Origin of the sequence: Streptomyces capitiformicae (genome assembly GCF_002214185.1) — a bacterium.
GTDB classification, from domain to species: Bacteria; Actinomycetota; Actinomycetes; order Streptomycetales; family Streptomycetaceae; genus Streptomyces; species Streptomyces capitiformicae.
On record NZ_CP022161.1, the window covers coordinates 7,788,904 to 7,802,912 of the forward strand.

Below are 14,009 nucleotides of genomic sequence, written 5' to 3' on the forward strand. Positions count from 1 at the left end.
GTATTTCATCGTCCCGCACCACCCCGCCCTGCCCGGGAAGGCCCTCATGAGCGATCTGCATCGACCCGTGCACCCCGTCCGCCTGGTCACCGCTTCGGCTCTGTTCGACGGGCACGACGCCTCGATCAACATCATGCGGCGCATCTTCCAGTCCCAGGGCGCCGAGGTGATCCACCTCGGACACAACCGGTCGGTGCGGGAGATCGTGGACGCGGCGCTGGAGGAGGACGCACACGGCGTGGCGGTCTCCTCCTACCAGGGCGGGCACGTCGAGTACTTCGAGTACCTGGTCGAGTCGCTGCGCTCACGGGGAGCGGGGCACATCCGGGTGGTGGGCGGCGGAGGCGGCGTCATCGTGCCCGACGAGATCGCCCGGTTGCGTGGGAGCGGGGTGACCATCTTCTCCCCGGAGGACGGGCAGCGGATGGGCCTCGCCGGGATGGTCAACTCGGTCGTGCGGGACTGCGACTTCGACCTCTGGGACGGCAGGCCGACCGATGCGGCCGCCGTGCTCGCCGGTGACCGGTTCGCGGTCGCCCGCGCCATCACCGGCGCCGAACTCGGCAAGCTGCCCACGGGCTTCCTGGAGCGGCTGCGTGCCGCCGCGGCCCGGGTCGTACCGGTGCTCGGCATCACCGGCACCGGCGGCTCGGGCAAGTCCTCGCTGACCGACGAACTGGTGCGCCGCTTCCGTGTCGACCAGCAGGACAAGCTGCGGATCGCGGTGATCGCGGTCGACCCGACGCGCCGCCGAGGCGGCGGCGCCCTGCTCGGTGACCGGATCCGGATGAACTCCCTGGACGGGGACCGGGTGTTCTTCCGGAGCCTGGCCACCCGCGGCAGCCATGAGCTGCCCCAGCACCTGTCCGATGTGATCGACGTCGTGAAGGCCGCCGGGTTCGACCTGGTGATCGTCGAGACGCCGGGCATCGGCCAGGGCGACGCGGCGATCGTGCCGTTCGTCGACACCTCGCTGTACGTGATGACGCCGGAGTTCGGCGCCGCCTCGCAGCTGGAGAAGATCGACATGCTCGACTTCGCCGATGTCGTGGCGATCAACAAGTTCGAGCGGCGCGGCGCCAAGGACGCGCTGCGCGACGTGGGCCGCCAACTGATCCGCAACCGCGAGGCGTTCGACATGCGGCCCGAGGACATGCCGGTGTACGGCACCTCGGCGGCGACCTTCAACGACGACGGCGTGACCGCGCTCTATCAGCACCTGCGGACCGGCCTGGCCGAGAAAGGGCTGTCGCTGTCCGAGGGCGCGCTGGTACCGGTCGACGTGCGCCACTCCTCAGGCATCCGGCAGGTGGTTCCCGCGGACCGGGTGCGCTACCTCGCCGAGATCACCGACTCCGTCCGTACGTACCACGCGGAAACCGGGCGGCTGGCCGAGGCGGCCCGGCGGGTGCAGCGCCTGGAGGCGGTCAAGGGCGAGCTCGTCGAGGCGGGCTCCGACGCCGGGAACGTTCAGGCGCTGCTCGATGACGCCCACAAGCGGCTCCCGCTCGACGTCAGGGAGCAGATCGACAACTGGCCCGCTGTCATCGCCTCCTACTCCGGCGACGAGCAGGTCGTGACGATCCGCGACAAGGAGATCCGCACCAAGCTCACCCGCGAGTCCCTGTCCGGCAACAAGATCCCCCGAGTCGCCCTGCCCCGCTTCACCGACCACGGCGAACTGGTGCGCTTCTGGCGCGCCGAGAACCTGCCCGGCCGTTTCCCCTTCACGGCCGGGGTGTTCCCCTTCAAGCGCGACGGCGAGGACCCGGCGCGGATGTTCGCCGGCGAGGGCGACCCGTTCCGCACCAACCGCCGCTTCAAGATGCTCTCCGAGGGCCAGCCGGCCACCCGGCTGTCCACCGCCTTCGACTCCGTCACCCTCTACGGCCGCGACCCCGACGAACGCCCCGACATCTACGGCAAGGTCGGCACCTCCGGTGTCTCGGTGGCCACCTTGGAGGACATGAAGGCGCTCTACGACGGCTTCGACCTCGTCGCGCCGACGACCTCGGTCTCCATGACCATCAACGGGCCCGCGCCGACCCTCCTGGCGTTCTTCCTCCACACCGCGATCGACCAGCAGACCGAGAAGTTCCGCGCCACCGAGGGCCGCGACCCCTCCCCCGAGGAGGCGGCTCAGCTGCGCGCCCACGCGCTGGCGCAGGTGCGCGGCACGGTGCAGGCCGACATCCTCAAGGAGGACCAGGGCCAGAACACCTGCCTGTTCTCCACCGAGTTCTCCCTGCGGATGATGGCCGACATCCAGGAGTGGTTCATCGCCCACCAGGTCCGCAACTTCTACTCGGTGTCCATCTCCGGCTACCACATCGCCGAGGCCGGCGCGAACCCCATCAGCCAGCTCGCCTTCACCCTGGCCAACGGCTTCACCTATGTCGAGGCCTACCTCGCCCGGGGCATGCACATCGACGACTTCGCCCCCAACCTGTCGTTCTTCTTCTCCAACGGCATGGACCCCGAGTACTCGGTGCTCGGCCGGGTCGCCCGCCGGATCTGGGCGGTGGCGATGAAGGAGAAGTACGGCGCGAACGACCGCTCCCAGAAACTGAAGTACCACGTCCAGACCTCGGGCCGGTCCCTGCACGCCCAGGAGATGGACTTCAACGACATCCGCACCACGCTCCAGGCGCTCATCGCGATCTACGACAACTGCAACAGCCTGCACACCAACGCCTACGACGAGGCGGTGACCACCCCCACCGAAGACTCTGTGCGCCGCGCCTTGGCCATCCAGCTCATCATCAACCGCGAGTGGGGCCTGGCGATGAACGAGAACCCCCTCCAGGGCTCGTTCATCATCGACGAGCTCACCGACCTCGTTGAGGAGGCCGTCCTCACCGAGTTCGAGCGGATCAGCGAACGCGGTGGTGTGCTCGGCGCCATGGAGACCGGCTACCAGCGCGGCCGCATCCAGGACGAGTCGATGCTCTACGAGCAGCGCAAGCACGACGGCACCCTGCCCCTCATCGGCGTCAACACCTTCCGCGACCCGCACGCCGACACCGCCGTGCCCGCCGTCCTCGAACTCGCCCGCGCCACCGAGGACGAGAAGCAGTCCCAGCTGGAGCGCGTCCGGGACTTCCAGGCCCGCCACCAAGAGCGCGCCCACGCCGCCCTGACCACCCTCAAGGAGGCGGCGGTCAGCGGGGACAACGTCTTCGCCGTCCTCATGGACGCCGCCCGCGTCTGCTCACTTCAGCAGATCACCGAGGCCTTCTTCGAGGTCGGCGGCCAGTACCGCCGCAACGTCTGACCCAGCCCCGCACACCCCACGCAGCGACTCATCAGAGAGGACCTCAGATGGATCCCGTAACCCGGCTCGGCGTCGTCGGATGCGGCCTCATGGGCTCCGGCATCGCCGAAGTCGCCGCCCTCAGCGGCATCGACGTCCGTGTGGCCGAGGCCACGCCGGACGCGCTCGAGGCAGGCCGCCGCCGACTCACCACCTCCCTGGACCGAGGCGTACGGGGCGGGAAGCTCAGCGAGGAGCAGCGAGACCAGGCCCTCACCAGGCTTTCCTTCACCCATGACCTCAGCGACATGGCCGACCGTCAGTTCGTCATCGAGGCCGTCGCCGAGAACCGCGACATCAAGGCCGATGTCCTGCGCACCCTGGACAAGGCAGTCGAGGACCCTGCGGCAGTCTTGGCCACCAACACCTCCTCGATCCCCGTCGTCGATCTCGCCGTGGTCACCGAGCGGCCCGCGCAGGTCATCGGCATGCACTTCTTCAACCCTGTGCCCGTGCAGCGGTTGGTCGAGCTCATACCCGCTCTCATCACCGGCGCGGACACCCTGCAGCGCACCCGCGACCTGGCCGAGCAGTTGGGCAAACAGGCCATCCAGGCGCCCGACCGCTCCGGCTTCGTCGTCAACGCCCTCCTGGTGCCCTACCTGCTCAGCGCGGTACGGATGGTGGAGTCGGGCTCCGCGCAGCCGGAAGACATCGATCGGGGCATGGAACTCGGATGCGCCCACCCCATGGGGCCCTTGCGGCTCCTCGACCTCATCGGCCTCGACACCGCCCAGGCCGTGGCGGAGTCGATGTACGAGGAGTTCAAGGAGCCGCTGTACGCGCCCCCCGCCCTCCTACGCCGTATGGTCGCCGCAGGCCACCTCGGCCGCAAGAGCGGCCGCGGTTTCCACACGTACGACGCCTGAACAAGGCCTTCCGGTTACCGTGAGGACCTGCTCCGCGGGTACCGTCGGCGATGACGTGGGCCGCCGAGGAGGCCGCAGGGGCTGAAGTGGACGCACAGGACCGCGCTCTTGACCGATCCGCCCACGCCCATCGCGGCATCGGCATCGTCCCCGAGGTCGCCCAGCGCCGCACCCAGCACCCCGACGTCCACGCATCCGCGACGCCGACCAGCCTCGGCGGACACCTGGCCTTCGCCACCCGGAGTCCGGCATCGCGTTCGCCTTCCTCACCAACCTGGCCATCCCCGGCCCCACGCCCCATAGCCGCCTGTGGCGTCTGCTCTCGCAGGGGTGCGACCGCGCATCGCGGTCGCACCCCTGAGGCTGGTTGGCCTCGGCTCCAGCTCTGGGTGGCGTTCCCGAGAGCCGTCCACTGCTCCTGCAGGGCCGCCAGCCGTTCGCGGCCGACCTCAGGAGTCAGGGGTACGGTGCCGAACACTCGGGTCAGGTGTCCGAGTCCCTCGACGATCGCGTCCTCGAAGCTCTCCGCGCTGCCGAGCCGCGCGATCGGGGTACCCCCAGCAGCCGTAAGGCCAATGAACTCAGCACCGTTGGCTGAGTTCACTGTAGATTGAGTCACCGCCGTCACCAGGGGCCCGAAGGCGCCGGACAATGGGTCACGCCCCGCCCGTCCGGCAGGGAAAGGAAGCGCATGCGCGCGCAGGAAATCACCTTCCTCAAACTCGTCCAGGGGGACAAGCAGTTTCAAGTCCCCCTGTATCAGCGGACGTACAGTTGGGGCAGGGAGCAGCTGCAGCGGCTCTGGGAGGATGTCGGCGAACTCGTCGACCAGCACCTGTCGGGAGAGGCCGCCGCCCCGCACTTCCTGGGTTCCGTGGTGCTCGCTCCCGGCCAGATACAGGCCGGCGGTGTGCAGCGGTGGCTGGTCGTGGACGGCCAACAGCGGCTGACCACGCTGATGCTGGCGTTCACCGCGTTGCGCGACCATCTCGCGAAGACCGGTGACCCGCGGGGTGTGGACAGGGTGCACCGGCAGATACTCGTGAACGAATTCCACGAGGGCCTCGACCACTACCGGCTGCTGCCGACGCAGGCGGACCGCGAGGCGTACACGGCGTGCGTCCAGTCGCGGGCGGAGGCAGGCGGCAGCGACAACATCGGTGCCGCGTACCGGTTCTTCCTCGGCGCGCTCGCGGAAGGGCAGGAGGCCACCTCCGACGATCGGTGGATCGCGACGGTCGAGACCGTCCTCAAGGATCTGCTGTCGATCGTGGAGATCACCGCGGAGCCCGGTGACAACGTGTACCGGATCTTCGAGTCGATCAACAACACGGGCGTCGGGCTGAGTCAGAGCGACCTGCTGCGCAACTACGTGTTCATGCTGCTGCCCAAGCGGGGTGAGCGGGTCTACCAGGAGCTGTGGCTGCCCATGCAGCAGAGCCTCGGCCCCAAGAACCTCGAACTCCTCGTCTGGCTCGACCTGGTGGTGCGCGGCCACTACAAGACCAAGCAGAGCGAGATCTACCGGGAGCAGCAGAAGCGGCTCCAGCCGCTGGCCGGCGACGAGGACTCGTTGCATCGAGAGATCGCGCAACTCACCGAGCGCGGACGGCGATTGCTGCGCATCATCGATCCTCAGCGAGAGACGTCGTCCGCACTCCGTGCGGTGCTGGAGAGACTGGCAGCCTGGGGTGGTCAGACCCACTATCCGCTCGCGCTGCACTTGCTGGACCTCGTGGACGCGGGAAGCACCACGCCCGACGACGCGGCGGAGGCCCTGCTGTACGTCGAGTCCTACCTGGTGCGGCGTCTGATCTGCCAGACACCGACCAGCAACCTGAACCGCATCTTCATGGAAGCACCGAAGGAGCTGGAGACCGACCGGCCCGCGGCGGAGGCGGTCCGGCGGTTCCTGTCCGGCCGGCGCCGCCGCTGGCCGAGCGACGAGGAGCTGCGCGAGGCGATCCACAGCAAGCCGTTCTACTGGAGTGGCCGTCCCCCGCAACGCAGTTACATCCTGCGCCGTCTGGAGGAGAGCTACGGTTCCAGCGAGCCCGTCGACTTCGTCAAGGCGTCCCTCAGCGTGGAACACGTTCTCCCGCAGCGACCGGCCCCCGCGTGGTTCGACCTGCTCGCCGACGAGACCGAGCCGAACCAGACTCCGCAGGAGCTGCACGACCTGCTGGTGCACACGCTCGGCAACCTGACCCTCACCGGGGACAACGCGAAGCTGTCCAACAGCCCGTTCGAGCGCAAGCAGCAGATCCTCGACTCGAGCGCCCTGCGCATGAACCAGGAGATCGCCTCGGCGCAGCGCTGGGGCAAGGCCGAGATCCTGGCCCGCGCCGACCGTCTGACGGAGCGGGCGGTGACGCTCTGGCCCGGCCCCATCGGCGGCGTCAAGCCGGCCGGCGAGGAGTGGCCGGGGTGGGCTGAGCTGCGGGCGGCCCTGGTGGCCATGCCGAGCGGCACATGGACGACGTACGGCGATGTCGCCGAGCTCATCGGCAGCCACCCGGTGCCGGTCGGCGCGTACCTGGGCTCCAACGCGACGGTCATCGGGGCGTACCGGGTCCTCACCGCGGAGGGCAAGATCTCCCCGGCGTTCCGCTGGGCGGAGGGCAGTGACCGGCAGCCGCCGCAGGAGCTGCTGGAGAGCGAAGGGGTGCGGTTCGACCCGTCGGGCCGGGCTCACGGTTCGCAGCGTCTGACCGCCGCGGAGCTGGCCACTTTGCTGGGCAAGGACGTCACACAGCCCGTCTCGCACGACCCGCTCCCCGACGGGGAGGACGCGGCAGCGGCCGAGCGGTTCCGGGCGCAGTTGCAGGAGAACTGGCCGAACACGTCCGCCGGTGTTCTGGCAGCGCTCGACTTCTGGCGCCTTCAGGGTGGTTACGTCACCTACGGCCGGTACGAGGAGACGAGCTGTTTCCCGATGCTGGACTCCGGGACCAGTCGCCGGCCCCATCTGATCTGGCCGGTGGCGATCTACCCGGTGAGCGGCACGGTCGAGGTCGTCTTCCAGTACCTCAAGGACCGCGCCCCCTTCGACGACACGGAACAGCGCCGCGAGCTCCTGAACCGCCTCAACAAGATCGAGGGGATCGATCTGCCCGAGGCGAAGCTGGAACTTCGTCCTTCCTTCCCGGTACGGGTGTTCGCGGAGCACGGTGACGAAATCTGTGGCGTGCTCGACTGGTTCGTCACGACGGCGGCGCTGGACTTGGCGCGCAGGGACTGAACTCCCCCAGGCCGAGCAATCTCAGGCAAAGGAACGATTGGTGAGCGAAGCGTGCCTCTCCTCACCGTCGCCGATCTGCTGACGGACGACACTCCCAGCGGGCTCGTCGCCACCGAATCGGCGTCCGCGATCGCCGAGAAGGGCGACGTCGTGGTCGCCGGTGTCGTGCGCGCGTTCAAGGCATGGCTGTACGAAGGTCCTCCGACAGCCCTGGGGCCTCAGCTCTACGCCCTGCGGGTGGACCCGGCGAAGCTCGACGCCCACTTCCTCGCCGGCTGTCTGCACGCGCGCCCTCCAACGGACGTCAGGCAGGCACCCCGCCTCCAGTTCGTCGCGGGTCGACATCCGGCGTCTGCAGGTACTCCAACTCCCTTTGGCGGAACAGGCCGCGTACGCCGAGGTCTTTCGCGGCCTCAGGGCATTCGAGGCGCAACTCGGCAATGCCGATGGCGCAGGCAGGGGATTGGTGAGTGACGTGGCCGAACTGCTCGCTGCGGGTGGGCTGGACGCCTGGCCTTCCGGACGCCTACGTCAGGAACGGAAGATGGTCCATAGACGTGTAGGCATTGTTACTGGATCGATATATTACAGTGCGTGAAGTGTACGGATGCGCTGCGTGGCCCGTACGCCGGGCACCGTACCGAACCTCCGTACCGAACCCCCGCTACGCGCGATGACCGAACCGGGCGCGCGGGGGCACCGCAGTATTTCCGGTGCGGGTCAGGTGAATCGTTGACTCGTGAAGTCAGCCGACCCTAATGTCACCGGCAGCGGCGCGGAAATAGCGCATTCGATTCTTCCCCTTGGTTTGCAGCAGCGCCGATTCCGCTGCGGATTTATCGTTCAGCCGACGCCTGGGAGAGGTTTTCATGCTCCAGAACACCGACCGAACGACAATGGCCGGCGGCCTTCCGTCATCCATGCGAAACACCGTTCGCCGAAATCGCCGGGCAAACGGGCCACACCTTGTCACCTGTATGGCGAGCCTTGACGCCGAGCTCAACATCGAAGCAGCAAACGCCGACTTCTTCCGCCATGTCGCGCGTCCCTCACGGGAAATCTGCGGGCAGAGCATCTACGACGTGCTGCACCCGAGCGCCCGCAACATCCTGCCCAAGCATTTCAGTCATCTCTCGGACGGCCATGGCAGCCGATTCGTGGAGCGAGTGGTCGCGAAACGCGGCCATGACCGGGTCTTCTCAACGGAGCTAACCGGCATAGCCGTTCGGGGAGAGGGGGACACGATCTCGGGTGTCGTCGTCCTGATGACCCCCGACGACGACCTGTCCGAGGCGGCCCCGGCTCCGGAGCCGGCGCCCCTGCTGACGGCTCTCGACGCCCGCATCCTGGAGGGGGTCGCCACCGGCGCCTCGACCATCCAGATGGCCTCGCGGCTGTACCTGAGCCGCCAGGGAGTCGAGTACCACGTGGGTCTGATGCTACGCCGCTTCAAGGCGCCCAACCGGGCCGCGCTGGTCTCCCGCGCCTACTCCATGGGCGTCTTCACCGTCGGCAGCTGGCCGCCCCGCGCGCTGCCCGACTTCGTGAAGTAAGCGAAGTAAGCGAAGTAGCCGAAGTAGCCGAAGTAACCGAAATAACCGACGACAAGCGACCGCCCGGCTGTCGGGGTCGACAGTCCCGGCGGCCGCCGCACGGCCCGGTCTCCGCTCAGCGCCGGTGGCCGCCGATCCCCTCGTCGTCCGCGTCGTGCCAGGGCGCGTCGTGGTCGGACGCCTCCTTTATCAGGACGACATCGCGGGCGGCATCGCGGGCGACATCGCGGGCGGCATCGCGGCCGATGTTCGCCACGGCCATCGACGTCATCGTGGCCACCGAGGCAGCCATCGAGGCCAGGCTTCCCTGAGATTCCGCGTCGTCCTCCAGGTCCAGCTGAAAACGGTCCAGATCGTTCGCCAACCTGCGGACGTACGGAGAATCGCCCTGGACGAGTCGCAGCGCGTCCAGGGCGCCGCGTAGTTTCGTCAAAGCGCCTCGAATTTCCACCAGTTCTGCGAGTTCCGCGCGCATCATGCGTACCTCCGTCTCCGGGCATGCCACTCCCGCCGCTTCGGACGGGTCGGAGGCCTATTGAGGAGGAAGACCCGGGTGCGCGCAATACCTGCTTCTTCCTCGGCGCGATGTCTGGTCGTTTCCCAAAACGAGCGGCGAGCCGAACCTGTGAAGTGCATGGGGCCGGGCGGAGTCTAGGGGCTGCCCTAGTACCCGCGCCCCTAGCGTGAGGAGCCGGCGGCCGTCCGCCGCCGTGCATGTGCGGTACCCGATGTCCCGATGTCTGTGGTCCCAGTGGGCTGGGCCGGAACAAGCTGGTGGAGTGGTATGAGCGAGTCAGAAGGCACACCGTACGGGCTCGACGCCGTGCCCGGGCACGCCATCGCCGTCATCGGCCTGGCCTGTCGGCTGCCCGGCGCCCCGAACCCCGAGGCCCTGTGGCGGCTGCTGCGGGCCGGGGACAGCGCGGTGCGGCCGACTCCCGCCGACCGGCTGCAGCCCTTCGGCACCGATGCAGATGCCGATGGTTCGACCGCCGAAGAGGTGCCGCGCTGGGGTGGGTTCCTCGACGACGTCGACCGCTTCGACGCCGGCTTCTTCGGGGTCTCCCCTCGGGAGGCCGACCTCATGGATCCCCAGCAGCGGCTCGTTCTCGAACTCGCCTGGGAGGCCCTGGAGGACTCCCGCATCGTTCCTGACACGCTCGACGGCACGAGTACCGGCGTGTTCATCGGGGCCGCCCACGACGACTACGCCACGCTGTTCCACCGGCTCGGCGACGATCACATCACGCCCCACACCTTCACCGGCGCCCACCGCGCCCTGATCGCCAACCGCCTCTCCTACCTCCTCGGCCTGCGCGGCCCCAGCCTCACCCTCGACTCGGCGCAGTCCTCGTCCCTCGTCGCTCTCCACCTCGCCTGCGAGAGCCTGCGCGCCGGCGACAGCGACATCGCCCTCGCGGGCGGCGTCAACCTGCGGCTCACACCCGACGGCGACCTGTACCTCCAGCGTTTCGGGGCGCTCTCGCCCGATGGGCGCTGCTACACGTTCGACGCCCGCGCCAACGGCTTCGTCCGGGGCGAGGGCGGTGGCCTCGTCGTACTGAAGCGACTCGACCGGGCACTCGCCGACGGCGACCCCGTGCGGGCCGTCATCCGTGGCAGCGCCGTCAACAACGACGGCGGCGGCGACACCCTCACGGCCCCCGACCGGGGCGCCCAGGAAGAAGTCGTACGCCGTGCCCTGCGCAATGCCGGGGCCGCCGCGCACGACCTCCAGTACGTCGAACTCCATGGCACCGGAACGCCTGTCGGGGACCCCGTCGAGGCCGCCGCCCTGGGGGCCGTCCTGGGCTCCGGACGGCCCGCCGACGAGCCCCTTCGCGTCGGCTCGGTGAAGACCAACATCGGTCATCTGGAGGGTGCGGCGGGCATCGCCGGGTTACTCAAAACGGTCCTCGCGCTTGAGCACGGTGAACTTCCGGCCAGCCTCAATCACGAGATCCCCCATCCCGGGATTCCTCTCGACGCCCTCGGACTGCGGGTGCAGACGGCTCTCGGGGCTTGGCCCCGGACCCGGTCGGATGCCCCACGCATGGCCGGGGTGAGTTCGTTCGGGATGGGCGGGACCAATGCGCATGTGGTCTTGCAGGGGCCGCCGGGGAGCGGAACCGAGGTCGCGGCCAGGTCCGGTGGGGAAAGCCTGGCTGGTTCTTCGGTGTTCGCCGAGGGGGGTGTGCTGCCGTGGGTGGTGTCCGGGCGAGGTGCGGACGGGCTGGCCGGGCAGGCCGGGCGGTTGGCCTCGTTCGTGGAGTCGGCCGGGGATGACGTGCGGCCGGTGGATGTGGCGTGGTCGCTGGCGGCGACTCGTACGGCATTCGAGCAGCGGGCCGTCGTCCTGGGTACACGGCGCGATGAACTCGTCGATGGACTCGGGGCGTTGGCTTCCGGCGGCGTTGCTCCTGCCGGTGTGGTGCGTGGTGCGGTGGCGGGTGACGCCGACCGGGTGGTGTTCGTGTTCCCGGGGCAGGGGGCTCAATGGGCTGGCATGGGGCGGGAGTTGATGGATGCCTCGCCCGTGTTCGCCGCCTCCATGCAGGCGTGTGAGGACGCGCTCGCACCGTTCGTGGACTGGTCGCTGACCGACATCGTCCGCTCCGGTGCCGAGTTGACCGATGTGGATGTCGTCCAACCCGTGACATGGGCTGTGATGGTGTCCCTCGCCGCACTGTGGCGTGCATCCGGGGTCGAACCCTCGGCTGTCATCGGCCACTCCCAGGGAGAGATCGCGGCGGCTGTGGTCGCCGGGGGCCTGTCACTGGAGGACGGCGCCCGGGTCGTGGCGCTGCGGTCGAAAGCGATCCGCGCCATCGCCGGGCGTGGTGGCATGGTGTCTCTTGCCCAGTCCCGTCCGCAGGTTGAGGAACTCCTGGCCGGCTGGACCGGCCGGATCGACATCGCCGCCGAAAACGGCCCCGGCTCCGTCGTGGTGGCCGGGAACGCGGACGCCCTCGACGAACTCATGGCCCACTGCGAGACCGAAGAGATCCGCGCACGCCGCATCCCCGTCGACTACGCCTCGCACACCTGGCACGTCGAGGAAATCGAGGCAGAGCTGGCCGACGTCCTCGACCCCGTCGAGCCCCGCACCGGCGAGGTGCCGTTCTTCTCCACCACCGACGCGGAGATCATCGACACCGCCGGACTGGACGCCGGCTACTGGTACCGCAACCTCCGCCAACAGGTCCGCTTCGCCGACACCATCGACGCGCTTGCCGAGCAGGGCTACACCGCCTTCATCGAGGTCAGCTCCCACCCCGTACTCGGCATGGCCGTACAGGAAGCCACCGACGACGCCATCGTCGTAGGCAGCCTGCGTCGCAACGACGGTGACGCCGACCGCTTCCTCACCTCACTCGCCGAAGCCTGGGTACACGGCATCCCCGTCGACTGGACCGCAGTCCTCGCCGGGCAGCAGGCTCGTCCGGTCGCTCTGCCCACGTATGCGTTCCAACGCCGTCGCTACTGGTTCGACGGCGTGGCGTCGCGTCGTGTCACCTCGGTGGAAACGCCCGCGGGGGTGGCCGAAGAGGTGTCGGTTCGGTACGGCGATGTGCTTCAGCGGGTACGGGGGCATGCCGCCGTCGTCCTTGGTCATGCATCCGCTACCGAGGTCGATGTGACGCTCACGTTCAAGTCCTTGGGATTCGATTCGGCGACCTCCGTCGAGCTGCGCAACAGGGTGGTCGCCGACACCGGGCTGCCCTTGCCCGCTTCCGTCCTCTTCGACCATCCGACGCCACAGGCGCTGGCCCGTCATATACGTGGTCTGCTCGGTGGCGACGCCGGGGAGGACCGTGGGACGCCCACGGGTCGGCGTTCTGCCGCCGACGAGGAACCCATCGCTGTCGTGGCCATGGGCTGTCGGCTGCCGGGGGGCATCCGCACGCCGGAGGAGTTGTGGGCGCTGCTCTCCAGCGGCAGTGACACGATCTCCCACTTTCCGGCAGACCGGGGCTGGGACCTGGAGGGCCTGTACCACCCCGACCCCGGGAATCACGGGACGACGTATGCGCGTGGCGGCTCGTTCCTGTATGACGCGGGTGAGTTCGACGCCGGCTTCTTCGGGATCTCGCCGCGTGAGGCTGTCGCCATGGATCCACAGCAGCGGCTGCTGTTGGAGACGTCATGGGAGGCGCTGGAGCGGGCCGGTATCGATGCGGAGACGCTGCGCGATGGCGATGGTGCGGTGTTCGTCGGGCTCATGCAGCAGGAGTACGGGCCCGCGTTGCACGAGGCCCCTGAGGCCGTCGACGGCTATCTGTTGACCGGAACCTCGTGCAGCGTGGCCAGTGGGCGTATCGCCTACACCCTCGGCCTGCGCGGGCAGGCGCTGACCGTGGACACGGCGTGCTCGTCGTCGTTGGTCGCACTGCACCTTGCCGTCCAGGCGCTGCGGCGAGGGGAGTGTTCGTTCGCGTTCGCGGGTGGGGCGACCGTCATGGCGGAGCCGGGCATCTTCGTGGAGTTCAGCAGGCAGCGAGGGCTCGCGCCGGACGGCCGCTGCAAGCCGTTCGCGGCGGGCGCCGACGGTACGGGCTGGGGCGAGGGTGTGGGTGTGCTGCTCGGCGACAACTGCCGTGCGTCCCCCACCAGTTCACTCACACAGGGATCAACGACCCGGAACACCTACCGTTTCGGATCAATAAAATTCGGCAGGCCCTCTTGGAGGAATTCGAGGCGGAGGGTTCGACCGTATGGAGCGAGGTGGCGGTGATGCGGCTCTCCAAATTTCGAGAGGAATAGGAGAGGTGTAAGGCTGCCGTTCACGCCACCGCCCGGGTTCATTCAATCGGGGCAGCAAACCTGAAGCCCCACCGTGACTGGTGGGGCTTCAGCGCTGTTTGACGGCAACATCAGTGAACGGTGGCTCCGCACAGCGGCGGATCGTCGCCGTCGTCGCGCTGCAGGCAGGAGTTGGTCGGCGGCCAGAACGGCACCGCGGAGATCGCCGTCGGCGGCCTCGGCCATCACGTAGCGCCGCACCCTCCCCTTCGGCGAGGCGCGGGGTGCTG

The 14,009-nt window shown here is 68.7% G+C and carries 6 protein-coding genes; 5 read left to right on the top strand and 1 reads right to left on the bottom strand.

What is annotated here, in order from left to right; genetic code table 11:
* The first annotated feature begins 46 nt into the window (after positions 1-46).
* The 4 genes from icmF to CES90_RS34930 all read left to right on the top strand — a co-directional run bounded on the left by icmF (position 47) and on the right by CES90_RS34930 (position 8,976).
* The gene (gene icmF / locus CES90_RS34915; RefSeq protein WP_189785736.1) at positions 47-3,274 is read left to right on the top strand and encodes a fused isobutyryl-CoA mutase/GTPase IcmF; all 3,228 of its coding nucleotides are present in this window, start codon (positions 47-49) and stop codon (positions 3,272-3,274) included.
* A gap of 47 nt (positions 3,275-3,321) precedes the next feature.
* Entirely contained in the window at positions 3,322-4,182 is an 861-nt protein-coding gene (locus CES90_RS34920; protein WP_189785737.1) for a 3-hydroxybutyryl-CoA dehydrogenase, read from the top strand.
* A 691-nt stretch (positions 4,183-4,873) separates the two neighbouring features.
* Positions 4,874-7,423: a GmrSD restriction endonuclease domain-containing protein gene (locus tag CES90_RS34925; protein WP_189785738.1), complete on the top strand. Its 2,550-nt coding sequence runs from the start codon at positions 4,874-4,876 to the stop codon at positions 7,421-7,423.
* A 977-nt stretch (positions 7,424-8,400) separates the two neighbouring features.
* Entirely contained in the window at positions 8,401-8,976 is a 576-nt protein-coding gene (locus CES90_RS34930) for a helix-turn-helix transcriptional regulator (RefSeq protein WP_189785739.1), read from the top strand.
* 115 nt (positions 8,977-9,091) lie between these two features.
* Here CES90_RS34930 and CES90_RS34935 read toward each other — a convergent pair whose 3' ends face one another.
* Positions 9,092-9,454 carry a hypothetical protein gene (locus tag CES90_RS34935; RefSeq protein ID WP_189785740.1) on the bottom strand — a complete coding sequence of 121 codons (363 nt, stop codon included), beginning with the start codon at positions 9,452-9,454 and terminating at the stop codon, positions 9,092-9,094.
* A 306-nt stretch (positions 9,455-9,760) separates the two neighbouring features.
* Here CES90_RS34935 and CES90_RS34940 point away from each other — a divergent pair, with 306 nt between their 5' ends.
* Complete coding sequence (locus CES90_RS34940) at positions 9,761-13,711, top strand: type I polyketide synthase (protein WP_208921480.1); 3,951 nt, start codon at positions 9,761-9,763, stop codon at positions 13,709-13,711.
* Positions 13,712-14,009 lie beyond the last annotated feature (298 nt).

Excerpts from the sequence above, each read along its gene's own strand:
- icmF (WP_189785736.1), top strand. The coding sequence starts at position 47 with ATGAGCGATCTGCATCGACCCGTGCACCCCGTCCGCCTGGTCACCGCT.
- CES90_RS34925 (WP_189785738.1), top strand. The coding sequence starts at position 4,874 with ATGCGCGCGCAGGAAATCACCTTCCTCAAACTCGTCCAGGGGGACAAG.
- CES90_RS34940 (WP_208921480.1), top strand. The coding sequence starts at position 9,761 with ATGAGCGAGTCAGAAGGCACACCGTACGGGCTCGACGCCGTGCCCGGG.
- CES90_RS34935 (WP_189785740.1), bottom strand. The coding sequence starts at position 9,454 with ATGATGCGCGCGGAACTCGCAGAACTGGTGGAAATTCGAGGCGCTTTG.
- CES90_RS34930 (WP_189785739.1), top strand. The coding sequence starts at position 8,401 with ATGGCGAGCCTTGACGCCGAGCTCAACATCGAAGCAGCAAACGCCGAC.
- CES90_RS34920 (WP_189785737.1), top strand. The coding sequence starts at position 3,322 with ATGGATCCCGTAACCCGGCTCGGCGTCGTCGGATGCGGCCTCATGGGC.